Source organism: Seonamhaeicola sp. S2-3 (assembly GCF_001971785.1).
GTDB lineage: Bacteria > Bacteroidota > Bacteroidia > Flavobacteriales > Flavobacteriaceae > Seonamhaeicola.
In genome coordinates this window covers 2,748,420-2,774,824 of the sequence record NZ_CP019389.1, presented here as the reverse complement: position 1 = coordinate 2,774,824, position 26,405 = coordinate 2,748,420, and the positions used below count along the sequence as shown (strand labels likewise).

Sequence of the window (26,405 nt, the reverse complement as noted above, 5' to 3'; positions counted from 1 at the left end):
TTTTACCATTTTAAGAATATAATTTAATCAAGCGATATAAGAAGTATTCCGTATTCCTGACTCCCCTAAATTGAGATCTAAAAGCCTTTACTTTGGCATTAAAGGATTCAGCTGAAGCATTAGTACTTCTGTTTATAAAATAGTTGAGTACAGAGCGGTAATTTAAAGTAATACTATTGGCTACCGTTTGGAAGCTCTTAAATCCTGACTCCTCTACATCTTTGTACCAGTGGGCTAGTTTGGTGTAAGCTACTTTAATATCTATGGCTTGGTTAAAAATATTCCTCAAGCCTTGAACAAGTCCATAAGCTTTCTTTAATTCTGGGTATTCATTAAACAATATCTGTCCCCTCTCTTTCTGATTTGGAGTCCATTTATCTGGGGATTTATACAGTAGATATCTACTCCTGGCCAGGAGTTGTTTTGAGCTATCACCATTAGAAAAAGTTACAGGTTTAAATTCTTTGTCGGCAGCTCTAGATAGCTTTATCTGTTCATTTTCTTGATCCAAAGCTTCCCATCGGTATTTGATACGAAGATCTTGGAGCGCCTCTATTGCCAGCTTCTGTACATGGAACCTGTCTGTTACTTGGATGGCTTTCGGGAAACATTTAGTGGAGATTGTTTTCATAGAGTTAGCCATGTCTAAGGTAATCTCTTTCACTTTAGCACGCTTTTTTGCTGGGATCTTCAAGAGTTGTTCGATAATAGGCTCCACTTTAGTTCCGTGGAATATCCCAACTAAAGCCCCTTTCTTTCCTTTGGCCTTCTTATTGGTAATGATGGTATAGAGCTCTCCCTTGGACAGCGCTGTCTCATCAATGGATAAATAAGAACCTAAGTTTTCAGGGAAAACAAGCCACTGTTTAGCATGACTCTTATGCTCCCATTGCTTAAAATCACTTAAGTGATCCTTATAATGTCTTTGAAGCCTTTTTCCGGACATACCATACTGGCGCCCAAGTTGTTGGCTGCTCAGAGCAGTATTATCAGTCGATTTCTTTTAAAAAAGCAGCAAACTCTTTTGATATTCGAGTTCCCTGTGCAATAAATTCATCCCATTCACGACTTACTTTAATCCTCTTTTTATCAAGTAGAACGTCCCAACGCCTTCGTTTAAGATTTAATGATAGTAGATTGTCTCGAACGGGATAATCCTCGATTATTCGAGGCTCCATGAAGCCACTGGCTTTATACTTGCAATCCTTGTACTTAGATGGTATTTGTTTTTTCTCCTCCAAATATATCGTTAGACGGTTCTCATATAAAACATGCTTTATAGGCTTCTTATCGAATCCAACAATATCAAAATACTCTAATATTCCTTCTGGTAATATTAAACTTAACAAGGATAACTCAGTGTCTTTATTCATCAATATAATTTAAAGTACAAAGAAAATTATTTTTCTCTTTAGACCCAACTTTTGAGATTGATCCGAAAAAAGCTGTTAGCAAAAATTCTGCTATTAAAGCAGCTGTCATAGAATAACCATCTGGAGAAAGCGCACCATAACCATTAGCTGCAAACCCTCCAATAGAATCAAAACCTGCTTTATTAGTTATTATTAAATATAAACATCCAGCAGCGGCCAACCCACCAATTAATTGGGCAATAATATAGCCCACTAAATTTTTAGCTTCAAACTTACCTCCTGCCCATAAACCAAAAGATACTGCTGGATTAAAATGACCTCCAGAAATATGCCCAACGGCAAATGCCATAGTTAAAACAGTTAAACCAAATGCTAATGCAACACCTGCAAAACCAATACCCAATTCTGGAAAAGCGGCTGCAAATATAGCACTACCACAACCACCAAAAACAAGCCAAAATGTTCCGAAAAACTCTGCGAATAATTTTTTCATAATTCAAATTTAATTAGTTAGTATTTGTTAATAAATTATATATATGACACTAAAACAGGCAATTAGTCACATAGTTAATGTTTATCATATTCAGCACAAATAATTGATAAAAATGTTACCTTTGCATAAAATATTTTCCAATGAAACTTTTTTTAATCACCGTAGCAATATTAGGGTTAGCCATAGCAGGAATTGCCATTAAAATTTGGGCAAAAAAAGACGGTAAATTTTCAGGAACATGTGCTAGCCAAAACCCCATGTTAAACAAAAATGGAGAAGCCTGTGGCTTTTGTGGTAAAACACCAGATCAATTTGCCGATTGTAATGAACCTCAACACTCATAAATCTATATGAGTTTACTTGATTTTATTTACTATACATTTATTAGTGTAGTTTGTATTCAAGTTATTATTTACTTTTTTTTATTCGGTAAATTTTCATTCTCTAAGCAAAAAAAAGAATCTGTAAAAAAGATTCCTATTTCAGTTATAATTTGTGCTAAAAATGAAGCTGAAAATTTAAAAAACTTTTTACCTTTTGTAATCAATCAAGATTATCCAAATTTTGAAATAGTTCTCATTAATGATGCTTCAACAGATGATACTCTAGAAGTAATGAAGACTTTCAAAAAACAGAGCAACAATATTAAAATTGTTGACGTAAAAAATGTAGAAGCCTTTTGGGGTAATAAAAAGTACGCTTTAACACTTGGTATAAAAGCCTCGACTAACGAGTTTCTTTTATTTACAGATGCCGATTGTAAACCCATTTCAAAATACTGGATTAGTGAAATGGCGTCACATTTTAATAATAAGAGCATTGTTTTAGGGTATGGCGCTTATTCAAAAATAAAAAAATCTTTACTAAATAAACTGGTTAGGTTTGAAACATTGGTTACTGCAATTCAATATTTTTCATTTGCAAAACTAGGTATAGCTTATATGGGAGTTGGTAGAAATTTAGCCTACACTAAAAAAGAATTTTTTAAGGCTAATGGCTTTATAAATCACATTCAAATAAAATCTGGTGATGATGATTTGTTTGTAAATCAAATTGCTACAAAAAATAATACTGCCACTTGTTATTCAGAACCAAGTTTTACTATCTCTAATCCTAAAACCACTCTAAAAGATTGGTATAAACAAAAAAGAAGACACATTTCTACAGCAAATCATTACAAACTAAAACATAAAGCTTTATTAACACTTATTTACTGTACACAATTTTTATTTTGGCTTTTAGCGTTTATACTAATTGCAACACTTTATAATTGGCAAATAGTACTAACCCTATTTATTTTAAAAATAACCGTACAATATGTAATTTACGGATTATCAGCTAAAAAACTAAACGAAAAAGATGTGCTTTGGCTACTCCCTTTTCTAGAAGTTTTTTTAATTATTACACAATTAACTATATTTATAAACAATCTTATTTCAAAACCTAACCATTGGAAATAAATAATGCTATTAAACGCGCAAAAGAAAATGACCAAAAAGCGTTTAATTACCTACTAGATACCTTTTGGGATGATGTTTACGGCTTTCAATTAAAACGTGTGGAAAACGAAAGTGATGCCGAGGATATTACAATTCAAACTTTTTCTAGAGCTTTTGATAGAATTGAAACTTTTGATAATAAATATAAATTTAAAACGTGGCTAATAACCATTTCTAAAAACATTCATATTGATTTATTACGAAAAGAAAAAAAATCTATTTCTCAAGTAGTTTCAAATGAAGAAGACTCTATTCTTCAAATTTTAGATGAATCGCCTTCTATTGAAGATAAATTAATTACAGAACAACATTTAGCCAAATTACTTAGAGATATAAAAAAATTAAAACCACATTATCAAAAAGTAATTCATCTGCGTTATTTTCAAGAGTTAAGTTATAAAGAAATATCAAATGAATTAAATGAACCTATTAACAATGTTAAGGTTAAATTACTAAGAGCTAAAAAGTTATTGGCAGAAATTATTCAAAAATCTTAGTCCTAGAATAATCTCTTCGTTTAAACTAATTTGTTTTAGGTTTTTAAAGGCATTTAGCCTACGGCTATTTACCAAATTTTAAAAGAATACTTTGTATCTTTGCATCTCATTTTTTTAGCAATGCAAAAAGAAACAACATCTAATATATTACCAGAAAAAAAACCAAAACCAAAATGGCTTCGTGTAAAACTTCCTACCGGAAAAAAATACACAGAGTTAAGAGGTTTGGTAGATAAGTATAAATTAAATACCATTTGTACTTCAGGAAGTTGCCCTAACATGGGTGAATGCTGGGGCGAAGGTACCGCTACCTTTATGATTTTAGGTAATATATGCACGCGCTCTTGTGGTTTTTGCGGTGTTAAAACCGGTAGACCAGAGTCTGTAGACTGGGACGAACCCGAAAAAGTAGCTCGATCTATAAAGTTAATGAATATCAAACACGCCGTTTTAACCAGTGTTGATAGAGACGATTTAAAAGATATGGGTAGCATTATGTGGGCAGAAACTGTTAAAGCTGTACGCAGAATGAACCCCGACACAACTTTAGAAACCTTAATTCCAGATTTTCAAGGTGTTGAACAACATATTGACAGAATTGTTGATGTAGCTCCTGAAGTAGTATCTCATAATATTGAAACTGTAAGACGTTTAACTAGATCTGTTAGAATACAAGCTCAATATGATAGAAGTTTAGGCGTACTTAAATACTTAAAACAACAAGGACAAAGACGTACAAAATCTGGTATTATGCTTGGTTTAGGAGAAACCAGAGAAGAAGTTATTGAAACACTTCATGATTTAAAAGCTCATGATGTAGATGTTGTAACTATTGGTCAATATCTTCAACCAAGTAAAAAACATTTACCAGTACAAAAATTTATTAATCCAGACCAATTTAAAGAATACGAAGAAATTGGTTTAGAACTAGGTTTCCGTCATGTAGAAAGTAGCGCCTTAGTACGTTCATCATACAGAGCTCAAAAACACATCAATTAAAAATGATTACTGTTGCTATAAACGGTTTTGGAAGAATAGGCAGACGCGTTTTTAAATTACTTCAAGATTATAAAAACATAAAAGTGGTGGCTATTAATGATTTAGCAGACGCCAAAACTTTAAGCCACCTTCTTAAATATGATAGTGTTCACGGACTTTTTAACGGTACTATTTCTTCAAATGAAAATAATGTTATTGTAAATGAAGAAACAATTCCGTTATTAAACAAAAAACACCCAAAAGACATTGACTGGACTCCGTATAATGTTGATTTTGTAATTGAATCTACTGGAAAATTTAAAACTACTTCAGACTTAGAATATCATTTAAAAAATGGTGCTAAACAAGTAATTTTAAGTGTGCCGCCTCTTGATGATGATATTAAAACAATTGTTTTAGGTGTAAACGATCACATTTTAGACGGTACAGAGCGTATTGTTTCTAACGCATCATGTACCACCAACAATGCAGCACCTATGTTTGATGTTATTAATAAATTTTGTGGTATAAATGAAGCCTACATAACAACGGTTCATTCATATACTACAGATCAAAGTTTACATGATCAACCACATAGAGATTTACGTCGTTCTAGAGCTGCAGGACAATCTATAGTTCCAACAACAACAGGTGCAGCAAAAGCATTAACAAAAATTTTCCCAGAACTATCAAGTGTAATTGGTGGTTGTGGTATTAGGGTTCCTGTTATAAATGGTTCTTTAACAGATATTACTTTTAATGTAAAAGATTCTGTTACCATTGCAGATATTAATAATGCTTTTAAAAGTGCTTCAGAAAATAGTTATAAAGGTATTTTAGAATATACAGAAGACCCTATTGTTTCAATAGATATTATTGGGAATAAACATTCTTGCATATTTGATTCTCAAATGACATCTGTTATTGGTAACATGGTTAAAATCATTGGCTGGTATGATAATGAAACTGGGTATTCTACACGAATAATTGACTTATTATGCAATTTATCGGAAAAAAGATGTATTTTGTCGATAAAATAATTATATTTGTCGGTAATATTGAAATAATATGTCCCAAATTAAGCAATATATATTCGGTTTAACAATGTTATTTAGCGTTGTTGTTTGGTCTCAAAAGACCATTAATGACGACCCTGAAATTCAACAAAACAACATTAACCATCGTATTGAGCAAGCTCAAATTAAGTTGGAAAATTTCAACTATTTTGATGCCCAAAGAAATCTTGATGAAGCTCTTAAACTAGCTGAAGAGGCAGATAACAAAAAAAGTATTGGAATTATTTATGCTATAAAAGGAAAAATTCAACTTATCATTAAAGAAAATGATAATGCACTTCAATCATTAAATAAAGCTATTAAAATTCAGCGTGAAAATAAAGACGATGCAAATTTAGCCAACTCTTATAAAATTTTAGGTGAAGTTTATGTAAGCAAAGGAGATTATTACCAAGCTTCAGATTATTTTAAATCTGCTAAAAACCTTTTTGAACAAGAGGGCTTAGAAGAAGGTATTGCCAAAACATTACTTTTAGAGGGTAAAACCTTTATGTTATTAAAAAACTACAAAAAAGCAAGGGCCGTTTTAGAACAAGCAACAGCTCAAGCTAAAAAAACAGGCTTATTAAAAACCCTAAGTAAAGGACTTCTAAACCACGCTTTAGTTTATGACAAACTAGGAGATAACCAAAAAGCTATTGAACTTGCTAACGAAGGCTTACAAATTGCAAAAGACAACAATTTTACTGCTATTTTAAATGATGCCTATATTATTACTAGTGATTTATATAACAATATAGGTAACTATAAACTTTCTAGAGACTACCTAAGCAATTACATAAAATTATCAGATTCTATAAGAAACTTAACAAGAGTAAGCTCTACCAAAGAGCAAGAAACCCAATACTTGTTAAACGAAAGTAATGATAGAATTAAAGAATTAGAAGCTCAGGCTAAAGAAGAAAAAGAAGATGATGGTGTAAGAACTTTAATATCTATTTTAAGTGTTGCTCTTATTACTATTTTATCGCTTTTAACCTTATCATTATACAAAAACAATAACATAAGGTTAAAAACCAATAATATGCTTCATAAAAAAAATGCAGAACTTATTATTGCAAAAGAAAAAGCAGAATTAGCCTCTAAAACTAAAGCAAACTTCCTTTCTACAGTAACACATGAGCTACGTACACCGCTTTATGCTGTTACTGGTTTAAGTAATATGCTATTAGAAGAAGATCCCAAACCATCTCAAATTCAACATTTAAAATCATTAAAATTCTCTGGAGATTATTTATTAACTTTTATAAATGACATTCTTCAAATAAATAAAATTGAAGCCAATAAAGTTGATTTAGAACCAGAACCTTTCAACCTTAAGAAAAAGATAGACAATATTATTCTTGCATTAAATAATTCTGCAGAAGACAATAATGTTAATATTCATTTTGAATATGATAAAAACCTACCAGAAAACTTTATTGCAGACCAAATAAAGATATCTCAAATTCTTATAAACCTTATAGGCAACTCTATAAAATTTACCAAAAATGGTGATATATGGATTAGAGTGTATCAAATGGAAATAAAGGACAAAATGTACACGCTCAGGTTTGAAGTTGAAGATAATGGTATTGGTATTAGCCAAGAAAAACAAGATAAAATGTTTGAGAGTTTCTCTCAAGGCTCAATTCAAATTAACCGAAAATATGGTGGTACAGGTTTAGGACTTTCTATTGTAAAAGGCTTAATTGATATTTTAAAAGGAGAAATTCATGTTAAAAGTGAATTAGGAAAAGGAACCACATTTTTCTTTGATATTCCTTTAGAATTTACTGCTATTAAAGAAGAAGAAGCTAACGAAACTAAACCTTCTTATTTTGATAAAGATAATGATGCACTAGATTTAACTAATGTTAAAATTTTAGTGGTTGAAGACAACAAAATAAACCAAATGATAACTAAAAAGATTCTTACCAAAATGAATCTTAAATGTGATATCATTGATAATGGTACAGATGCAGTAGATATGATTAAAAACAACAATTACAATGTTATTTTAATGGATATCCACATGCCAGGAATTAGCGGTATTGAAGCTACTAAAATTGTAAGAACTTTTGATAAAGAATTAACCATTTTTGCTTTAACTGCCGTTACTATTGAAGATAAAATGCATGAGTTTGAAGAAGCCGGATTTACAGACATAATTCCAAAACCATTTAAACAAGAAGAGTTTGAGAAAAAACTTTATAATGCCTTAATATCAAAAGAAGATCAATCTGCTACTGCTTAGTTTTTACAAAATCTTTTATTAAATTATTAAACACCTCTTCATTTTCAATGGTTGTTTTTATTGGTAAGTAATACACTTTATCTTGTAAAGATGGATATTCTTTTAATCGCATAAAATCTTTTTCGGTAGTAATAATAAGCGCTTCCTTAGTTAAATCATCTACTTCATTTTGAGTAAAATTATGATGATCACTAAAATTTAAATGCTTAAAATTTAAACCTCTATCTTTTAAATAATTTACTAAAGGATTTGCATTTGCAATACCAGTAAGCAAAGTAAATTGTTTTAAACTGCTCAAATCAATTGAGTTACTTTCAGAAAAAACCTTATCAGAATAGCTAATAGAGCTAAAAAACACCTGTTGATGTTTCTTTGGCTTAATCTTATTTAAAACATCTTGTTTTTTGGTTTCACTTAAAGTATCAGGACATTTTGTTACTACAATTATATTGGCTCTTTCTGCCCCACTTCTAGGTTCGCGTAAATTACCAGTTGGTAAAACAAAATCATTAAAATATGGGTTATTATAGGTAGTAAGTAAAATATTTAAACCAGCTTTTACTTTTCTATGCTGAAATGCATCATCTAACAAAATTATTTCAGGAGTAACTTCGGCAGAAATTAAATTTGTAATACCATTATTTCTATCGGTATCAACAGCAACAAGAATGTCATCTTTAAATTTATAATAAAACTGAAAAGGTTCATCGCCAATAGTATCGGCATTAGCATTTTTATCTGCCAATTGAAATCCATCAGTCTTTCTTTTATAACCCCTACTTAATGTAGCAACCTTGTAATCAGATTTTAATAAATTAATTAAATATTCAATCATTGGCGTTTTACCAGTACCCCCAACACTTAAGTTTCCTACACAAATTACTGGAAATGTATAAGAAACAGATTTTTTAATACCCCTATCATATAGTTTATTCCTTAAACTAGTTACGGCGTAATAAATAGGCACAATAGGAAAAAAGATGTATCTAATAATTTTCATTACAGCAAAGTAAATATTTTATATTTGTTTAATAATCAAATCATGAAAATATTATGATTATTCAAGATGTAATTAACCATTTAGAAGAATTAGCTCCTTTAGCTTACGCTGAAGATTTTGATAATGTAGGCCTTTTAGTGGGTGATAAAAATAAAAAATTAACGGGCATTTTAGTTACTTTAGACACTTTAGAAACCGTTGTTGATGAAGCTATTGAAAAAAACTGCAATCTCATTGTAAGCTTCCACCCTATTATTTTTAAAGGTTTAAAAAAAATAACAGGAAAAACCTATGTAGAACGTGTTGTTTTAAAAGCCATAAAACACAATATTGCTATTTATGCCATTCATACTGCTTTAGATAACGCTATGCAAGGTGTAAATGATATGATTTGTAATCAATTAGGTTTAATTAATAAAAAAATACTCATTCCGCAAGCTGCAACCATAAAAAAACTAACAACTTATGTTCCTAAAAATGAAGCAGAACAATTAAGAAACGCTTTATTTAAAGCCGGTGCAGGTCATATTGGCAATTATAGTAATTGCAGTTTTAACACCAATGGTGTAGGCACCTATAAAGGTAATGAAGACTCTAACCCTACGCTTGGTGAAAAAGGAAAAACGCATCAAGAAGAAGAAACACAAATTTCTGTAATATTTGCTAAACATTTAGAGTCTAAAATAATTAAAACCCTATTAAACACGCATAGCTATGAAGAAGTAGCTTATGAGGTGTTTACTATAGAAAATAAAAACCAAAATATTGGTATGGGTATGATGGGTGAGTTTGAAAAACCTATCTCTGAAGCTAATTTTTTAGCCTTATTAAAATCTAAAATGAAAACCGGTTGCATTAGGCACTCGTCGTTTTTAAACAAACCCATTAAAAAAGTAGCTGTTCTAGGTGGCTCAGGAAGTTTTGCTATTAATGCTGCAAAAGCTTCTGGGGCAGATACTTTTGTATCGGCAGACTTTAAGTATCATGACTTTTTTATGGCAGAAAACAGCATTCTTTTAGCAGATATTGGTCATTATGAAAGTGAACAATACACAAAAAACCTTTTAGTAACGTATCTTACAAAAAAAATTACTAATTTTGCAGTCGTTTTATCAAACACCAATACCAATCCTGTTAAGTATTTTTAAAGTATGGCTAAAAAGAAAGAAGTAACTGTAGAAGAGCGCTTAAGAGCTTTATACGATTTACAACTCATAGATTCTCGTATAGACGAAATTAGAAATGTACGTGGAGAACTTCCTTTAGAAGTTCGCGATTTAGAAGATGAAGTTGCCGGATTAAACATTAGATTAGAAAAACTTGTTGCTAGTTTAGAAGTAATTGATAACGATATCAACTCTAAGAAAAATCTAATTGAAGAATCTAAAGCTTTAATTAAAAAGTACGGTGAGCAACAAAAAAATGTTAGAAATAACAGAGAATACAACTCACTTACCAAAGAAATTGAATTTCAAGAATTAGAAATTGAATTGGCTGAAAAGCATATTAAAGAATTTAAAGTTCAAATTGAACAGAAAAAAGAAGTTATTGCTGAAACTAAAGAGCGTTTAAAAGAACGTGAAACGCATTTAAAACATAAAAAAGGTGAGTTAGATGCCATTTTAGCAGAAACCGAAAAAGAAGAACAAGCTTTAATTGAAAAGTCTGAAAGTTTCAAAGCACAAATAGAAGAACGCCTTGTTGCTGCTTATGACAGAATTAGAAATAGTGTAAAAAACGGATTAGCAGTTGTACCAATTGAAAGAGGTGCTTCTGGTGGTTCTTTCTTTACCATTCCGCCACAAGTACAAGTTGAAATTGCTTCTAGAAAAAAAGTAATTACAGATGAACATAGTGGTAGAATTTTAGTAGACCCTGTTTTAGCTGAAGAAGAAAAAGAAAAAATGGAAAAGTTATTTGCTAAACTTTAATCCATTTAATGAGTCGTCCTAAAATAGGTTGACAGTTTTTATAAATTAAATTAAACCTGAGAATTTAACTTCTCAGGTTTTTTGTTGTGTATAAAGTTAGGTGTTTTCATGTTAAGGCTCAAATGCGGTCTTTTATTGTTATAAGTTTCTATAGATTCTTTGATTAACCGTTCAAGCTCTCTTCCATTATTGCACTTATAAATTAAGAACTCTTGTTTTAAAATTCCATTAATGCGCTCTGCTAATGCGTTTTGGTAGCAATCATAACCATCTGTCATTGATGGTATTACGTTGTTTTCCCTTAAAGCCTTTTGATAGACAAAAGCACAATACTGTAGTCCACGATCAGAATGATGGATAATTTCATTATTTGTATCTCTTTTCTTTATGGCCATATTAAAAGCTTTGACTACATTTTTTGCACTCATATCATCACTTAATTGATATCCAACTATTTTTCTACTATAAGCATCTGTTACCAAAGATAAATAATGTGTTTTTTCTCTGCTTTTTATGTAGGTAATATCACTTACAAACACATGTTCTGGCCTATTAGGTTGGATGTCTTTTAGTAGGTTAGGGTGCTTTTTAAGCCAATGTTTTGAGTTTGTGGTTTTGGTATAGTTTTTCTTTGGTGTTATTAATAAATGTTCTGTTTTTAAATAAGCAAATAAGGCATCTCTCCCTATTTTTATTTGATGTTTATCAAACTCTGGCTTTAGCAAGTAGTAGAGTTTACGTGTACCCAGTCTTGGCATATCTCTACGAATAACAAGTACTAAGGATTTTATCTTTGAGAGTTCTTTGATACGTGCTTCTTTACGTTTTTGAGCTTGATAAACAGCTTGTCTACTTATCCCTAACAATCTACATGAGTGCGCAATGGCTACTTGCTTGTCTTGTTTGATGATTTGGATTGTTGGGATAAAAGCTTTTTTCTAATAGAAGTACCAAATTGTTTGTCTGATACATCTATCATTGTATTGAGCAATAAGTTCTTTAATCGCTCATCTTCTAGTTCTCGTTCTAAACGCTTTATCCTTTGGGCTGGTGTTTCTTTTTCTTTAGGCAAATTATTAAAGTTTGGTTTACTCCAATCTAAAGTACCATATTTTCTTAACCATACCAAAACGGTACTCCTTCCTTGGATACCATAAGCTTTTTGAATCTGTTTGTATGTGTAGTTGCCTTTTTCTACTTCGGACACCAAGGCTAATTTAAAGCCTAAATTGTAATCTCGTTGTGTGCGCTTAAATCGCTTGTGTTCTTTATTTTTCATAATAAGTCGATTTTGTGTCAACTTATTTTAGGACGGGACATAATCATAAAATTTTAAGCCTTCACTTAGTGGAGGCTTTTTTTGTGATTTTTTTTTTAAAATTACCGACTAACTATTAATAAATACATCTTAAATAAAAAATAGTGCTAACTTTATTACGTAATAAATGGCATATTATTTGATGCAATAGAGCTTATGAAAAAACAATTACTTATCATATTAATAACGCTACTCCCAGTCCTTTCTTTTGGTCAAGCTAACAAATTTTATAGAAAAGCTCTTAGAACCTCAGACTTAAACGAAAAGATAAAATTGCTTGATCAAGCTATAAGTGAAGACCCTAACCATTTAGATGCTTATTTTCTAAGAGCACTAACAAAAAATGATTTAGGTGATTTTAGTGGTGCAATTGTAGATTATTCTAAAATAATTTTAAAAAAACCCGATGCCGACAGTTACTTTAATAGAGGGAATTCTAGATATAGTTTAAAAGATTTAGTTGGTGCTAAAAATGATTATGCAAAAGCGTATGAACTAAACCCTAACTTTATTGATGCTCTTTACAGTTTAGCTTGCGTAAAATACGACTTAGAAGATTTTAAAGGAGCTATTCAAGATTTTGATAAAATATTAAAAGCTAACCCCAATTTTTTAAATGCGTATTTACTTAGAGCTTCATCATACAAAGCACTTGAAAACCACAAAAAAGCACTTGCCGATTATACTTTAGCCATCATGATTAGTCCAGATGCCAACACCTACTATAATCGCGGAGTATTTTTTATGGACATAAATTATTATGATAGAGCTAATGAAGACTTAACAAAATCTTTACGCTATAATAACAACAACACCTTTGCTCATTTTTACAGAGGCGCTTCCTTTTTACTTTTAGGAAAATTTCAAAAGGCTATTAATGATTTTTCTAATGCTTTAAAATTAGACCCATTAGATTTTGATGCACATTTAGGATTAGCTTTAACCTATTATAAAATGGGAGATTTAGCCAATTCTAAAGTTCATTTTATAAAAGCTAATGGAATTTTAAACCCAGAAAACAAAATAGCTTTTCCATATTTATATGAAAACACCTACTGGTATCAAAGCCATTATTATTACTTTATAAACAATATTAAAGAACTAGAAAAATTGTTACAAAATTAGATTTTAAATTTTTGCGGAAGATGCACTAACTTTTTGGTTTCAAAGAAATCTTCTGAGTAAAAATCTGATAAATCATAAATAGTTGCCGTTGTATAATTTTTTAACTCCTCACTTAAATCACCGCCTTTTAAATACAGAATACCATTTTTTAAATCATTGCTTTGCTTTTTGGCAATTTTACCCTTTACCCAATGTACAAAAGTTGGCATTGCAGCTACAGCCCTACTTACAATAAAATCATAAGTATCATTAATAGCCTCTACTCTACTATGAGTTGTTTTCACATTGGTTAACCCCAAACCATCTACAACCTCATTAACAACTTTCAATTTTTTTGCAATACTATCAACCAAATGAAATGAACACTCAGGAAACATAATAGCCAAAGGAATTCCAGGAAAACCTCCACCAGTACCTACATCCATTATTTTAGTACCTGGTTTAAAAGTTATTAGCTTTGAGATGGCTAAAGAATGTAATACATGACGCATATAAAGTTCATCAATATCTTTTCTAGACACCACGTTTATTTTTAAGTTCCAATCTTGATAAAGGTCTTCTAACTTTTCAAATTTTAAAATTTGGTCATCTGTAAGATTTGGAAAATATTTTAATATGAGTTCCATTCTGTTAAATTTTCAACAAAAATATGTTTTTTATATGCATATTTTTACAAAAAAACGTTATAGTTTATATTGGTTTATACCTATCTTTGCGCGTTGTAAAGTTTAAACCATAAATAAAAGAAATTTTACAAAAACTAAATTAATAGTATGACAAAACAAGCACTTTCTTTTTCTAGAACAGATTCTGCAAATTTTTTTAGAACCCTAAATAAAAGAGTTAACAATTACTTTAAAGAGAACAATATTAAAAGAACTGGTAACTGGAAATTATACACTAAAGCAATTTTTATGTTTGCTTTATTTATTGCTCCAGTTGTTATAATTTTAACTGTTAGAGACTTACCTGGTTGGTCTCAAGCATTATTAATGGTTGTAGTTGGTATTGGAATGGCTGGTGTTGGTATGAACGTTATGCACGATGCTAACCACGGCTCATTTTCTAGTAAAAAATGGGTTAACAAATTAATGGGTAGTAGTATTTACATTTTAGCTGGAAATGATTACAACTGGAAAGTTCAACATAATGTTTTACACCATACATATACTAATATTCAAGGACATGATGAAGATATTGACGCTGGTAGAATTATTAGATTTTCAAAACATGCTAAATGGTTTAAAATTCATAAATATCAAAGATATTATGCTTTCTTTTTATATGGCTTATTAACTGTTAATTGGGCTATTACAACAGACTTTACCCAAACTTATGATTACCTAAAAAGAAAGTTAGCCTATGGTAAATTTCCAAATCCAGCCACACAATGGACCAAATTAATTATAGGAAAAATTGTGTATTATACAGTATGGATTGTTTTACCTCTTGCATTAGGTTTCCCTTGGTGGAAAGTGTTAATTGGTTTCCTAATTATGCACTATACTGCAGGTATTATTTTAAGCGTTATTTTTCAATTAGCACACGTTATGCCTAATACAGATATGCCGCTTCCTGATGAAAATGGAAACATGAAAAATACATGGGCAATTCACCAATTATTTACCACATCTAATTTTTCACCTAAAAGTTGGTTAGTAGGATTTTATACTGGAGGATTAAACAGGCAAGTAGAACACCATTTATTTGCAAATATTAGTCATATTCATTACAAAAAAATAGCAAAAATTGTTAAAGAAACTGCTCAAGAATTTAGCTTACCATATAACGAATACAAAACGTTTTGGAAAGCTGTTGCAGAACATTACAATCAATTAAAAGAGTTAGGAAAAAAACCTAGTTTAGCCTAAAAACATATAATTTACCTTATAAACAATTAATTAAAATGAGCTTACTATCTGACAGAATTTTAAACATGTCAACATCTGCAACTTTAGCCATGGCTGCTAAAGCTAGAGAACTTAGAGGAGAAGGAAAAGATATTATTGGTTTAAGTCTTGGAGAACCAGACTTTAATATACCAGATTTCATTAAAGATGCTGCTATAAAGGCTATTAATGATAATTACAACTCATATACACCTGTTGATGGTTACGCAGATTTAAAAGAAGCTATCATTACTAAATTTAAACGCGATAATAACCTAACGTACAAACCATCTCAAATTGTAGTATCTACTGGTGCTAAACAAGCTTTATTTAACGTAGCTGGTGTTATGCTTAATGATGGTGACGAGGTTATTTTACCATGTCCGTATTGGGTAAGCTATTCAGATATTGTTAAATTATTTGGGGGTGTTCCTGTAGAAGTTAAAACGTCTATTGAAACAGACTTTAAAATGACTGCTGAACAATTAGAAGCTGCTATTACACCAAAAACAAAAATGATGTGGTTTAGTTCTCCTTGTAACCCAAGTGGTTCTGTTTATAGCAAAGAAGAATTACAAGCTTTGGTTGATGTTTTGGCAAAACACCCAGATATTTACGTGGTTTCTGATGAGATTTATGAACACATTAACTACGGAAAAGGACACACAAGTATTGCTGAATTTGAAGAAATGTATGACCGAACCATTACTGTAAATGGTGTTTCTAAAGCATTTGCCATGACCGGATGGCGTATTGGTTATATTGGTGCGCCAGAAAAAATAGCGCGTGCATGTAATAAGTTACAAGGGCAAGCTACTAGTGGTGCTAACTGTATTGCCCAACGTGCAGTAATTACGGCTTGTAACGAATCGCCTGAACGTGTGCAATATATGGTGAATGAATTTAAAGAACGTAGAGATTTAATTTTAGATTTATTAAATGATATTGAAGGATTTAAGTCTAATACTCCAGATGGTGCCTTTTACGTATTTCCTGATGTAACTTATTTCTTTGGTAAAACCTTACGTGGTAAAAAAATAAATAACGCAACAGATTTTTCTTTATACTTATTAGAAGAAGCTCTTGTAGCAACCGTAACTGGTGAAGCCTTTGGTAATCCTGATTGTATTAGAATTTCTTATGCGGCTTCTACCGAACAAATTACTGAAGCTATTAAACGTATTAAGGAAGCTGTAAGCTAAAACAGTACAAACATATTTATTAAAAGCCACTTTTTTTGAAGTGGCTTTTTTAATTATAGACACTGTAACCTATTAGTATTACAATAATTAGTACTACAAAAACAAAGATTTGCTTTCTCCTTAAAAGCTTATTTTCTAGCTGTATTTTTTCCCGAATGGCTATAATTTGACTTTCTGTTGCTTTGGGAAATTCTTTTATTTGTGCATGAGCGTAGCTTCCTTTTAGAACAGATTTATCTGCTCTTTTAGTTAACATACTCTGGTTGTTTTTTAACGAAGCAGTTGCTGCCATAGCGGAACCTTCACCTCCCATAATTTTTAAATTCAAATAAGTATAAAATATTAGTAGCAAACCAATCCAAAATGTTACATTTTGAAAACGCCCATAGCAAGTACTTGCGTTAGGGATTGTAGTGGCATCCTTTTTTGAGGTACGAGAAAAAGATATAACGGAAAGCCCGACCTGTTTTAATTAAAAACAGGGAACGCCCAAAATAAAATCTTAAAAGTTGTTTAACGATTTCTCCAAAAGAATGGCGTAAATAAAATGAGTACGGTAAAGAGTTCTAAACGTCCAATAAGCATTAAAAAGGAAGCCCACCATTTTGCTAAATCTGGTAGTGCCGCATAATTATTTACTGGACCAAAATCTCCTAAAGCAGGTCCTACATTACCCAAAGTTGAAGCAGATAAACCTACCGAGGATTCAAAGTCTATACCAAACATTGAAAACACCAAACTACCTGTGATAAAAAATAGCATATATAGAATGAAAAATGCCAGAATATTAAATACAATAAACCTGTTTATAGCCTTTTTATTATACCTAACCGGTACTATGGCATTGGGATGTAAGGTGCGTTTAAATTCTAAAAAACCATTTTTTATAAGAATTAAATGACGTACTACTTTTACCCCTCCAGAAGTACTTCCTGCAGACCCGCCTAAAAACATAATTCCGAAAAAGAAGACTACTAAAAAGGGAGTCCAAAGGGTATAATCTGCGGTAACAAAACCAGTTGTTGTAATAATGGCTAATACCTGAAAGAGTGCGTGCCTAAAAGCACTTTCGCCTTCTCCTAAAACCATAGGATGCTCTATTGAAGAGGTGCTTAAATCTGCTCTAAAATAGATAATAACAGCTGCTATAATGGTAAAAACAGCAATAAACTTAAAATAGAGTTTAAACTCTTCGTCCTGAATTATTTTTTGCACTTTACCTTTAAACGCAAAATAGCTTAATACAAAATTGGTACCTGCTAAAAACATAAACACTATAATAATGTACTGAATAACTGGTTGATCATTCCAATAAGCTACACTAGCGTTTTTAGTAGAGAACCCTCCTGTTGAAAGTGTACATAGGGCGTGATTAATAGCATCAAAAAATGACATACCAGCTACTTTTAACAGAATAGTTTCGGCAGCGGTATACCCAAAATAAATGAGCCATAAACGTTTTGCGGTATCGGTAATTCTAGGATGCAATTTATCGCCACTGGGTCCAGGTGCTTCGGCTGCAAAGAGTTCCATGCCGCCAATGCCTAATAATGGTAAAATAGCTATGGCTAAAACAATAATTCCCATACCACCAATCCAATGGGTCATGCTTCTCCAAAACAATACGCCCTCAGGAACTGCTTCAATATCATTTAAAATAGAAGCTCCTGTTGTGGTGTAACCAGACATGGTTTCAAAAAAAGCACTAGAAAACTCATGAATACTTTGTGTAAAAATATAGGGTAAAGTACCTGTTAAAGACATAACAATCCACCCGAAAGTTACTACTATATAGCCCTCTCTTTTATTTATCTCTTTTTTGTGGTTTTTAGTAAACAACATACTAATAGCCCCTATTAGCAATGTTAAAATACCTGCCAAAAATATTTGTAGCGTAACACCATCTTTATAAATTAAGCTTATTAATGAAGACAATAGCATAAAACCTCCATTGAACAGCATTAACAGACCTAAAAAATGAAAAATGATTTTGTAGTTAAGTTTCATTAGATGTGTCTAAAGGAATAATTTTTCAACCCGCTTAATAGATTTTAATAAACAGCACACTACTACCCTATCTCCTTCTTGAATTACAAAGCTTCCTAAGGCTATCATACCTACTCCGTTTCTTATTACCCCTCCAATAATAGCTGTTCTAGGAAAATCAATAGATTTAATAGCTTTATTGCAAACTGCCGATGTTTTTTTAACCTCAAACTCTAATAATTCTGCATTAAGGTTACTTAATTTGGTCATGGCAACCACTTCTCCTCTGCGGATATACCTAAAAATATTATTTGCTGCTAATAATTTTTTATTAATAAGCGTATCTATACCAATGGAGTGTGAAAGATCAAAATAATCCATATTTTCTACCAAAGCTATGGTTTTTTTAACCTCCTTAGATTTGGCTACCAAGCAAGACATGATGTTGGTTTCTGAGTTTGGACCTACCGCTATAAAGGCATCCATATCGCTAATATTTTCTTCATCAAGCATATCTACATTACGTCCATCACTGTTTATTACTAAAACTTTAGTGAGTTCTTCAGCAACATCAAAAGCTCTATCTCTATTACCTTCAAAAAGTTTTACATTAATACCTTTTTCGCTTAAATCTCTTGCTGTTTTAAATGCTATTTTGGTACCGCCAAGAATCATAACATTCTTAATTTCCCTATTGTGTTTTCCTGTGAGCCTACAAAGTTCATCGGCACCACCTTCAGAAGTAATAAAAACTACGTTATCACCACGTTTAAACTCTGTATCGCCTCTAGGTATTATAGTATATTGTGTACCAAAACGTTGAATGGCTATAGGTACAAAGTGAATTTCTGGAAAAATTTCAGCAGCTTCTTTTACTGTTTTCCCAACAAAAGATGCTGTTCTAGAAAGCGTTAAACCTGCCATAGTTAGAGCCCCTTTTTCGAACTCGTAATTCTCATTAAAAGAAGATTGCTTTAATGACAGTTCAATTTCTGCCGCAGCTAAAGCTTCTGGAGAAATAAGCTCATCTATTCCAAATTTAGTAAAACCAACTTCATCTTTAAGATGAATAAACTCTGTATTAGCAATTCTAGCAATGGTTTTTCCTGCCCCAAGCTGTTTAGCTAAAACACAAGCTGTAATGTTTGTTGTTTCACTAGAGGTTACTGCAATAAATAAATCGGCATTATCAATACGTGCTTCTTTTAAAATAGCTATAGAAGTTGCGTCTCCTTTTACTACTCTAATATCTAAATGAGCATCAGCGTATGCTAAACTTTTTTTATTGGTATCAATTAAAGTAATTTCTTGAGATTCGTATGACAACAATTTTGCCAAATGAAATCCAACTTCACCAGCTCCAGCAATTATTATTTTCATTTCTGATTAATCATAAAAAGTACAACAAAGATAGTATAATTACTATGTCCGTTTAAAATTAATTCGATAAAATCAACATATGTTCTAGTTTATGCTATACTTATATGATTTTTTAATAATAATTGTATATTTTTTATTATGCTTCATTAAATCACACTAGAATAAATCTTATAAAAGATTATCTTTGGCCAAAAATAATTGGTTTGTCAAAAATAAAACCCTACAAAAACAGCAATTTAGGCAAGAAAGAACAAGTAACTAAAATGTTTGATAACATTTCTGGTGATTACGATGGTTTAAACCGTGTAATTTCTTTTGGAATAGACATTAAATGGCGCAAAAAAGTTGTTAATCTTATTAAAGCAACAAACCCAGAGTCTATACTTGATATTGCTACTGGTACTGGTGATTTAGCTATTAATTTAGCCGAAACTAATGCTTCTAAGATTGTTGGATTAGACATTAGTAGTGGCATGCTAGAAATTGGTAAAGAAAAAGTTAATAAAAAAGGGCTTGCTAACAAAATAGAAATGGTTTTGGGAGATAGCGAAAATATGCCTTTTGAAGACAATACGTTTGATGCTATAACCGTAGCTTTTGGCGTTAGAAATTTTGAAAATCTAGAAAACGGTTTAAAAGAAATTCTGCGAGTATTAAAACCAAACGGTACTTTTGTTATTTTAGAAACTTCGGTTCCTACAAAAACACCTTATAAACAAGGTTATAACTTATATTCCAAAAATATTTTACCGCTAATAGGAAAAATATTTTCTAAAGACCGAAATGCTTATAAATATTTAAGTGAATCTGCCTCTGTTTTTCCTTATGGTGAAGCTTTAAACAATATTTTACGTAATATTGGGTTTATAAATGTTGAAGATTTTCCGCAAACCTTTGGTGTTGCAACAATTTATAAATCGTCTAAGCAATAAATATGAAGCAGTTTTTTGCATTAACACTACTTATATTTGCATTACAAACCACTAATGCTCAGTTATTTAAAAAAGAAAAAGTAACCTATGATGCCAATCAAGGTAGAGGCTCTACAGACAATAATTTATTACGCTGGGGTTATTTTTTAGGGTTTAGTCAATATGATTTCAACTTTGATTATAACGAAGATTTACGTGATATTTATGTAAAAAGAAACCCTGGATTTAACGTAGGCCTAATTGGAAATTTACGCATTAATAGCTTTTTAGATTTGCGCTTAGAACCTGGTTTATTTATTACTAGCAGAGAATTATATTATGCCCAAAGTCATTTTACTACCACAACACCTTCTGCAAATGATTTAACTAGAGAAATAAAATCTACATACATTCATATACCGCTGCTTTTAAAGGTTTCAACTAAGCGTATTAATAACTTTAAACCTTTTATTGTTGGTGGATTTTCAACAGCTTTAAACCTTTCTAGTAACGAAGATAATCCTGAAGATAATAGTAACGGGCAATTTAGAACTACAAAAAATTCATTTTTCTATGAACTAGGTTTTGGTATAGATTTATACTTGTATAATTTTAAATTTACACCTTCAATACGAGGCGTATTTGGAATTAACGACGAACTTGTTAAAGACGAAGACCCCAATAGCCCTTGGACCAGTAATATTAACAGCATGAAAACCAGAGGGGTATTTGTTAATTTTACTTTTCAGTAGTGTTTATCCTAACAAAGTTATTACGTTAAATTTAAGTTTTACTAAGTTCTTCTTTTAAACTCACTCAATAAAACAGCTGTAGCAGTAGCCACATTTAGGCTTTCTGTTTCTTGAATGTCTCCAAATTTAGGTATAGAAATTTTCTTTTCTACAACACTTTTAATAGCTTCAGATATTCCATTTGCCTCATTACCCATTATTAAAATACCACTATCTGGCAGTTGCGTGTTATAAACATTATCTCCATCCATAAAAGTCCCAAATGAAGTTAGTTTAGATTCATTTAAAAAATCAATCAAATTAACGTAATTTAAGTTCACTCTAGTAATAGACCCCATAGTGGCTTGTATTACCTTTGGGTTAAAACAATCTACCGTTTCATTACTACAAACTAAATCTTTAACACCAAACCAATCACACAATCTAATAATTGTCCCCAAATTACCAGGGTCTCTAACATCATCTAGAGCAACAATTAACTGGCTTTCATCTATGGGTTTTGGTTTAGGAATTTTAAAAACTGCCAATGCTTTATTGGGGCTTTTTAAAAAACTAATTTTTTTTAATTCTATTTCTGTTATTAAAATTTCATTTTTGGCATCAATATTGAATGTTTCTGTCGTATATAAAGCATGAAGTTTTAAATTAGATTGCAGTAGTTCATTTATTGTTTTCACCCCTTCAACAACAAATAAACCATGCTGCTGTCTGTATTTTTTTTGCTTTAAGCTCGTTATTAATTTTATCTGATTTTTAGATAGCATATAACCTTAAAATAGTTTGGTTTTATTTTATAAAGAAAAGAAAATATATGTTACGGATTATCTAAGAATTAAAATATTTTAATAGAACAAAAAAGATTGTGAATTACTGAATGTATTCATTTTTTTTTTGAAAATTCAGAAATCAAAAAATTTTAAACAAACGAAATAGTGTATTTTTGAGCCGGTATTACAGTATTTCTATTAATTATTAAAATCGCAACATAAATAATTGCAATTGGATTTGAAAAAGTTTCTTTCTAAAATATTAGTTTTTTTATTAATTGTAGATTGTTTTATGGGCTGTGAAGCTACCAAAAGAGTAGCAGAAAATGAACACCTACTAACAGATAATACAGTAATAATTAATGGCAAAAAAGAGAATACCGAAACTATAAATAACTTAATTGCTCAACACCCAAACAGAAAAATTTTAGGCGTTCCGTTAAGGCTTCATATTTACAATTTAGCTAGAGAAAATAGAGATTCTTTGTTTGAAGTTTGGTTAGATAAAAAACCAAATCGCAGAGAACGTTTAACCAAAAAACTTTCTAAAAAACAGATTGATAATTTAAAAGAATCCTCTATTGGATTTAATAATTGGCTAAAAAAAACAGGAGAAGCTCCAGTTATTTTAAATGACGAAAAAATAAAGAAGTCTGTTAAACATTTTCAAGATTACCACATAAACAATGGCTGGTTTAATGTAAACACCTCTTACAACGTAAAAAAGAATGATAACAAAAAAGCACAAGTAGAGTATAACATTGATACAGGGAAGCCATTTATAATAGATTCTATTAAATATGAAGTTAAATCTAAACTTATTGACTCTATCTATCAAACCTTCAAAAAAAACAGTTTAATACAATCTAACCAACAATATAAAACCGTAAACTTTGAACAAGAACGAGAACGAATTTCTAATGAATTAAGAAATACAGGTTTCTATCATTTTAACCAAGATTATGTAACTTTTGAAATTGACACTATAGGCACTAATAAAAAGGTTAATGTTGGAATAAAAATTCAAAATAGAGCCATTACAACACAAGATTCTATAAAAAGAGTACCTTTCAATATTTACGATATTAGAGAAGTAAATATTATTACAGATTACTCCTTTGAAAAGCGTAATCAACCTTTTAAAGACTCTATAAGGTTTGGGGGATATAATCTATATAGCTACGGAAAAATGCGTTATAAACCCAGAGCTTTAACTGACGCTATTTTTATAACTCCAGGAGATATTTTTAGAGACAGAGACCGCACATTAACCTACAGGCATTTAAATCTTTTACGCACCTTTAAATACCCAAATATTGAATACTCTGAAAATTTAGACAATTCACTTTCTAGCACCATTAAACTATCGCCTTTAAAAAAGTTCAGCTTAAGTTTAGGTACCGATGTTTCTACTAGTAACATCCAAACAGTTGGATTTTCAGTGAACCCAAGCTTACTAATTAGAAATATTTTTAGAGGTGCAGAAACCTTACAAGTTTCGGCTATTGGATCTATTGGTGCTTCTAAAGAAAAAAATAATCCAGACGACCCATTTTTCGATATTAACGAAATAGGGGTTGATGTTAAACTTACCATCCCTAGGTTGCTATCTCCTTTTTACACAGAGCGCATTATACCCAAACACATGTCTCCCAATACCAAAATTAGTTTAGCAACCACAGGACAAACCAATATAGGTTTAGACAAACAAACATTTAGTGGCACCATTAATTACAATTGGCTTCCTAATAGCAAAAAAACCAATAGCTTAGACTTATTCAACGCACAATATGTTAGAAACCTTAACATTGATAATTATTTTGATGTTTATTCTACTTCATACAGTTCTTTAAATGAGATAGCCCAAGATGTTAATTATACCACCGAAGACTTATCTAAACCAGATGGGGCTAATGCCTTTATTGATTATGCGCTCTCAGATCCTACCCCAGATGAATTTTCAGAAGACCAATTAAGCACCATAAACAGTATTGATGAAAGAAAAGAACGCCTAACAGAAGATAACCTTATTTTATCTTCTAGCTTTAGTTTCACCAACGATGGAAGAACGAATTTGTTTGATGAAAACTTTTCAATTTTTAGGTTTAAAATAGAATTTGCTGGCAATCTTCTGGCAAACACCTCTAAACTTTTAGGACTTAAAAAAGATGACAATGACCGCTATGAAATATTCAATGTAGCCTTCTCTCAATATGCAAAAACCGAGTTAGAATACACTAGACACTGGGATTTAGGAGACAAAAATGTACTTGCAATAAGAAGTTTTTTTGGTATTGCCATTCCTTACGGAAACTCTACAAACATACCTTTTTCTAAAAGTTTCTTTGCTGGTGGACCTAATGATAACAGAGCGTGGACTGCCTACCGCTTAGGCCCGGGTAGCTTAGAATCTTCTAACGAGTTTAACGAAGCTAACTTAAAACTTGCTTTTAATGTAGAACAACGTTTTAATATTTTTGAAAACTTAAATGGAGCCATATTTGTTGATGCCGGAAACATTTGGAATGTTCTAGACGATGTTGAAGATGAAAAAGCAACTTTCACAAAACTAAGTTCTTTAAAAGACATTGCTGTAGGTTCTGGTTTTGGACTTAGATATGACTTTAGCTTTTTTGTTTTTCGTTTTGATATAGGTTTTAAAACCTATAACCCTGTTTACGAAGAAAGCAACCGTTGGTTTAAAGATTACAACTTCTCTAATGCGGTGTACAACATAGGTATAAACTACCCTTTTTAGTCTTTTTGCTTAACACTATTACTAAAACGTTTTAGTGCTATTTTCACTTTAACATTATAAAAAACAAAGCATTATTACATAAAATTTAATTACTTTTGAAACTACAAATACTAATTTAATTTAAAACAATATGGCACACAATATAAAACCAGGAGTTGCTACAGGATATGAGGTACAAGAAATCTTTAAACTAGCAAAAGAAAAAGGATTTGCTTTACCCGCAGTAAATGTAATAGGCTCAAACACCATTAATGGTGTATTAGAAACAGCAGCAGAATTAAATGCGCCTGTAATTATTCAATTTTCAAATGGTGGCGCACAATTTAATGCAGGAAAAGGATTAAGTAATGATGGGCAAAAAGCTGCAATTCATGGGGCTATAGCAGGTGCTAAACATGTACATACTTTAGCTGAAGCTTACGGTGTTCCTGTAATTTTACATACAGACCACTGTGCTAAAAAATTATTACCTTGGATAGATGGTTTATTAGACGCAAGTGAAAAACATTTTGCAGAAACAGGCAAACCACTTTTCAGTTCACACATGATTGACCTTTCTGAAGAACCTATTGGAGAAAATATAAAAATTTGTAAAACATACCTAGAGCGTATGAGCAAAATGGGTATGACTTTAGAAATAGAACTTGGTATTACAGGTGGTGAAGAAGACGGTGTAGACAATACAGATGTAGACGATTCTAAACTATACACCCAACCAGAAGAAGTTGCTTATGCTTATGAAGAATTAAGTAAAGTAAGTGACCAATTTACAATTGCCGCAGCATTTGGTAATGTACACGGTGTTTACAAACCAGGTAATGTAAAATTAACACCAAAAATCTTAAAGAATTCACAAGAATATATATCAAAAAAATATGGTGTAGGTCATAACCACATAGATTTTGTATTCCATGGCGGTTCTGGTTCTTCGGTTGAAGAAATTAGAGAAGGTATTAGCTACGGTGTAATTAAAATGAACATTGATACAGATTTACAGTATGCATTCATGACGGGTATTAGAGATTATATGAGTAACAAATCAGACTACTTACAATCTCAAATTGGAAATCCAGAAGGTAGTGATGTTCCTAACAAAAAATTCTACGACCCACGTGTTTGGGTTCGTGAGGGTGAAAAAACTTTTGTAGAGCGTTTAAAGAAAGCTTTTGAAGATCTTAACAACGTAAACACCCTATAACATAAAATATAGATAAATACTTAAAGGTTCTGTTTA

At 31.2% G+C, this 26,405-nt stretch carries 24 protein-coding genes and 1 pseudogene; 15 read left to right on the top strand and 10 right to left on the bottom strand.

The window, feature by feature from the left end:
- Positions 1-10: 10 nt before the first annotated feature.
- The 3 genes and pseudogenes from BWZ22_RS12030 to BWZ22_RS12020 all read right to left on the bottom strand — a co-directional run.
- On the bottom strand, positions 11-946 hold the full coding sequence (locus tag BWZ22_RS12030) for a transposase (RefSeq protein WP_076697213.1): 936 nt from the start codon (positions 944-946) through the stop codon (positions 11-13).
- A 43-nt stretch (positions 947-989) separates the two neighbouring features.
- Positions 990-1,373, bottom strand: coding sequence for a hypothetical protein (locus BWZ22_RS12025; protein WP_076697215.1), 384 nt, complete (start codon positions 1,371-1,373; stop codon positions 990-992).
- Positions 1,374-1,437: 64 nt separating this feature from the next.
- Positions 1,438-1,866 (bottom strand): annotated as a pseudogene (locus tag BWZ22_RS12020) (aquaporin); the annotation flags it as partial.
- A gap of 140 nt (positions 1,867-2,006) precedes the next feature.
- Between BWZ22_RS12020 and BWZ22_RS12015 the strand changes: the two are divergent.
- From BWZ22_RS12015 to BWZ22_RS11990, 6 genes are all read left to right on the top strand, one after another.
- Positions 2,007-2,210 carry a membrane or secreted protein gene (locus BWZ22_RS12015; RefSeq protein ID WP_076700272.1) on the top strand — a complete coding sequence of 68 codons (204 nt, stop codon included), beginning with the start codon at positions 2,007-2,009 and terminating at the stop codon, positions 2,208-2,210.
- Positions 2,211-2,216: 6 nt separating this feature from the next.
- Complete coding sequence (locus BWZ22_RS12010; protein WP_076700271.1) at positions 2,217-3,326, top strand: glycosyltransferase; 1,110 nt, start codon at positions 2,217-2,219, stop codon at positions 3,324-3,326.
- Entirely contained in the window at positions 3,317-3,862 is a 546-nt protein-coding gene (locus tag BWZ22_RS12005) for an RNA polymerase sigma factor (RefSeq protein WP_076700268.1), read from the top strand. The genes BWZ22_RS12010 and BWZ22_RS12005 overlap by 10 nt, the downstream gene beginning before the upstream one ends.
- Positions 3,863-3,982: 120 nt before the next feature.
- Positions 3,983-4,861 (top strand): lipoyl synthase, encoded by an 879-nt coding sequence (gene lipA, locus BWZ22_RS12000; protein WP_076700267.1) that lies wholly within the window; start codon positions 3,983-3,985, stop codon positions 4,859-4,861.
- A 2-nt stretch (positions 4,862-4,863) separates the two neighbouring features.
- Positions 4,864-5,880, top strand: coding sequence for a type I glyceraldehyde-3-phosphate dehydrogenase (gap, locus tag BWZ22_RS11995; protein WP_076700264.1), 1,017 nt, complete (start codon positions 4,864-4,866; stop codon positions 5,878-5,880).
- Positions 5,881-5,944: 64 nt separating this feature from the next.
- The gene (locus BWZ22_RS11990; RefSeq protein ID WP_232225160.1) at positions 5,945-8,152 is read left to right on the top strand and encodes an ATP-binding protein; all 2,208 of its coding nucleotides are present in this window, start codon (positions 5,945-5,947) and stop codon (positions 8,150-8,152) included.
- Here the strand turns inward: BWZ22_RS11990 and lpxK are convergent.
- Positions 8,142-9,152 (bottom strand): tetraacyldisaccharide 4'-kinase, encoded by a 1,011-nt coding sequence (lpxK, locus tag BWZ22_RS11985; RefSeq protein ID WP_076700260.1) that lies wholly within the window; start codon positions 9,150-9,152, stop codon positions 8,142-8,144. The two genes, BWZ22_RS11990 and lpxK, sit on opposite strands and share 11 nt — an antisense overlap.
- A 53-nt stretch (positions 9,153-9,205) precedes the next feature.
- Between lpxK and BWZ22_RS11980 the strand changes: the two genes are divergently transcribed.
- Both BWZ22_RS11980 and BWZ22_RS11975 read left to right on the top strand, forming a co-directional pair.
- Complete coding sequence (locus BWZ22_RS11980) at positions 9,206-10,300, top strand: Nif3-like dinuclear metal center hexameric protein (protein ID WP_076700259.1); 1,095 nt, start codon at positions 9,206-9,208, stop codon at positions 10,298-10,300.
- Positions 10,301-10,303: 3 nt separating this feature from the next.
- A complete protein-coding gene (locus BWZ22_RS11975; RefSeq protein ID WP_076700256.1) occupies positions 10,304-11,083 on the top strand; it encodes a zinc ribbon domain-containing protein in 780 nt (259 codons plus the stop codon).
- 50 nt (positions 11,084-11,133) lie between these two features.
- Here the strand turns inward: BWZ22_RS11975 and BWZ22_RS11970 are convergent.
- A protein-coding gene (locus BWZ22_RS11970) for an IS3 family transposase (RefSeq protein WP_371326805.1) occupies positions 11,134-12,362 on the bottom strand; the annotation gives its coding sequence in 2 pieces (ribosomal slippage) (positions 11,134-12,002 and positions 12,002-12,362; 1,230 coding nt in all).
- A gap of 195 nt (positions 12,363-12,557) precedes the next feature.
- Here BWZ22_RS11970 and BWZ22_RS11960 point away from each other — a divergent pair.
- A complete protein-coding gene (locus BWZ22_RS11960) occupies positions 12,558-13,526 on the top strand; it encodes a tetratricopeptide repeat protein (RefSeq protein ID WP_076700255.1) in 969 nt (322 codons plus the stop codon).
- Here the strand turns inward: BWZ22_RS11960 and rsmG are convergent.
- The gene (gene rsmG, locus BWZ22_RS11955) at positions 13,523-14,152 is read right to left on the bottom strand and encodes a 16S rRNA (guanine(527)-N(7))-methyltransferase RsmG (RefSeq protein ID WP_076700252.1); all 630 of its coding nucleotides are present in this window, start codon (positions 14,150-14,152) and stop codon (positions 13,523-13,525) included. The genes BWZ22_RS11960 and rsmG overlap by 4 nt on opposite strands.
- Before the next feature lie 147 nt (positions 14,153-14,299).
- On the opposite strand from rsmG, the gene BWZ22_RS11950 reads away from it, so the two are divergent.
- Both BWZ22_RS11950 and BWZ22_RS11945 read left to right on the top strand, forming a co-directional pair.
- Entirely contained in the window at positions 14,300-15,397 is a 1,098-nt protein-coding gene (locus tag BWZ22_RS11950; protein ID WP_076700251.1) for an acyl-CoA desaturase, read from the top strand.
- 35 nt (positions 15,398-15,432) lie between these two features.
- Positions 15,433-16,617 carry a pyridoxal phosphate-dependent aminotransferase gene (locus BWZ22_RS11945; protein ID WP_076700248.1) on the top strand — a complete coding sequence of 395 codons (1,185 nt, stop codon included), beginning with the start codon at positions 15,433-15,435 and terminating at the stop codon, positions 16,615-16,617.
- A gap of 49 nt (positions 16,618-16,666) precedes the next feature.
- Here the strand turns inward: BWZ22_RS11945 and BWZ22_RS11940 are convergent, their stop codons facing one another.
- The 3 genes from BWZ22_RS11940 to trkA all read right to left on the bottom strand — a co-directional run bounded on the left by BWZ22_RS11940 (position 16,667) and on the right by trkA (position 19,983).
- Positions 16,667-16,945, bottom strand: a complete 279-nt coding sequence (locus BWZ22_RS11940) for a hypothetical protein (protein ID WP_157607956.1) — start codon at positions 16,943-16,945, stop codon at positions 16,667-16,669.
- Positions 16,946-17,130: 185 nt separating this feature from the next.
- A complete protein-coding gene (locus BWZ22_RS11935) occupies positions 17,131-18,624 on the bottom strand; it encodes a TrkH family potassium uptake protein (RefSeq protein ID WP_076700245.1) in 1,494 nt (497 codons plus the stop codon).
- A gap of 9 nt (positions 18,625-18,633) precedes the next feature.
- Positions 18,634-19,983 carry a Trk system potassium transporter TrkA gene (gene trkA, locus BWZ22_RS11930; RefSeq protein WP_076700243.1) on the bottom strand — a complete coding sequence of 450 codons (1,350 nt, stop codon included), beginning with the start codon at positions 19,981-19,983 and terminating at the stop codon, positions 18,634-18,636.
- 203 nt (positions 19,984-20,186) lie between these two features.
- Here trkA and ubiE point away from each other — a divergent pair, with 203 nt between their 5' ends.
- On the top strand, positions 20,187-20,915 hold the full coding sequence (gene ubiE, locus BWZ22_RS11925) for a bifunctional demethylmenaquinone methyltransferase/2-methoxy-6-polyprenyl-1,4-benzoquinol methylase UbiE (protein WP_076702483.1): 729 nt from the start codon (positions 20,187-20,189) through the stop codon (positions 20,913-20,915).
- 2 nt (positions 20,916-20,917) lie between these two features.
- Positions 20,918-21,646, top strand: a complete 729-nt coding sequence (locus BWZ22_RS11920; protein ID WP_076700241.1) for a porin family protein — start codon at positions 20,918-20,920, stop codon at positions 21,644-21,646.
- A gap of 41 nt (positions 21,647-21,687) precedes the next feature.
- Here the strand turns inward: BWZ22_RS11920 and BWZ22_RS11915 are convergent, their stop codons facing one another.
- Positions 21,688-22,410 carry an RNA methyltransferase gene (locus BWZ22_RS11915; RefSeq protein WP_076700239.1) on the bottom strand — a complete coding sequence of 241 codons (723 nt, stop codon included), beginning with the start codon at positions 22,408-22,410 and terminating at the stop codon, positions 21,688-21,690.
- Positions 22,411-22,651: 241 nt separating this feature from the next.
- On the opposite strand from BWZ22_RS11915, the gene BWZ22_RS11910 reads away from it, so the two are divergent.
- On the top strand, positions 22,652-25,171 hold the full coding sequence (locus BWZ22_RS11910) for a BamA/TamA family outer membrane protein (RefSeq protein WP_076702481.1): 2,520 nt from the start codon (positions 22,652-22,654) through the stop codon (positions 25,169-25,171).
- Positions 25,172-25,301: 130 nt separating this feature from the next.
- Positions 25,302-26,369: a class II fructose-bisphosphate aldolase gene (gene fbaA / locus BWZ22_RS11905; protein WP_076700237.1), complete on the top strand. Its 1,068-nt coding sequence runs from the start codon at positions 25,302-25,304 to the stop codon at positions 26,367-26,369.
- Positions 26,370-26,405: the final 36 nt, after the last annotated feature.

What these genes read in the sequence shown, in the direction of transcription:
- BWZ22_RS12030 (WP_076697213.1), bottom strand. Translation starts at nt 946, where the DNA reads ATGTCCGGAAAAAGGCTTCAAAGACATTATAAGGATCACTTAAGTGAT.
- BWZ22_RS12025 (WP_076697215.1), bottom strand. Translation starts at nt 1,373, where the DNA reads ATGAATAAAGACACTGAGTTATCCTTGTTAAGTTTAATATTACCAGAA.
- BWZ22_RS12015 (WP_076700272.1), top strand. Translation starts at nt 2,007, where the DNA reads ATGAAACTTTTTTTAATCACCGTAGCAATATTAGGGTTAGCCATAGCA.
- BWZ22_RS12010 (WP_076700271.1), top strand. Translation starts at nt 2,217, where the DNA reads ATGAGTTTACTTGATTTTATTTACTATACATTTATTAGTGTAGTTTGT.
- lipA (WP_076700267.1), top strand. Translation starts at nt 3,983, where the DNA reads ATGCAAAAAGAAACAACATCTAATATATTACCAGAAAAAAAACCAAAA.
- gap (WP_076700264.1), top strand. Translation starts at nt 4,864, where the DNA reads ATGATTACTGTTGCTATAAACGGTTTTGGAAGAATAGGCAGACGCGTT.
- BWZ22_RS11990 (WP_232225160.1), top strand. Translation starts at nt 5,945, where the DNA reads ATGTTATTTAGCGTTGTTGTTTGGTCTCAAAAGACCATTAATGACGAC.
- lpxK (WP_076700260.1), bottom strand. Translation starts at nt 9,152, where the DNA reads ATGAAAATTATTAGATACATCTTTTTTCCTATTGTGCCTATTTATTAC.
- BWZ22_RS11980 (WP_076700259.1), top strand. Translation starts at nt 9,206, where the DNA reads ATGATTATTCAAGATGTAATTAACCATTTAGAAGAATTAGCTCCTTTA.
- BWZ22_RS11975 (WP_076700256.1), top strand. Translation starts at nt 10,304, where the DNA reads ATGGCTAAAAAGAAAGAAGTAACTGTAGAAGAGCGCTTAAGAGCTTTA.
- BWZ22_RS11960 (WP_076700255.1), top strand. Translation starts at nt 12,558, where the DNA reads ATGAAAAAACAATTACTTATCATATTAATAACGCTACTCCCAGTCCTT.
- rsmG (WP_076700252.1), bottom strand. Translation starts at nt 14,152, where the DNA reads ATGGAACTCATATTAAAATATTTTCCAAATCTTACAGATGACCAAATT.
- BWZ22_RS11950 (WP_076700251.1), top strand. Translation starts at nt 14,300, where the DNA reads ATGACAAAACAAGCACTTTCTTTTTCTAGAACAGATTCTGCAAATTTT.
- BWZ22_RS11945 (WP_076700248.1), top strand. Translation starts at nt 15,433, where the DNA reads ATGAGCTTACTATCTGACAGAATTTTAAACATGTCAACATCTGCAACT.
- BWZ22_RS11935 (WP_076700245.1), bottom strand. Translation starts at nt 18,624, where the DNA reads ATGAAACTTAACTACAAAATCATTTTTCATTTTTTAGGTCTGTTAATG.
- trkA (WP_076700243.1), bottom strand. Translation starts at nt 19,983, where the DNA reads ATGAAAATAATAATTGCTGGAGCTGGTGAAGTTGGATTTCATTTGGCA.
- BWZ22_RS11920 (WP_076700241.1), top strand. Translation starts at nt 20,918, where the DNA reads ATGAAGCAGTTTTTTGCATTAACACTACTTATATTTGCATTACAAACC.
- BWZ22_RS11915 (WP_076700239.1), bottom strand. Translation starts at nt 22,410, where the DNA reads ATGCTATCTAAAAATCAGATAAAATTAATAACGAGCTTAAAGCAAAAA.
- fbaA (WP_076700237.1), top strand. Translation starts at nt 25,302, where the DNA reads ATGGCACACAATATAAAACCAGGAGTTGCTACAGGATATGAGGTACAA.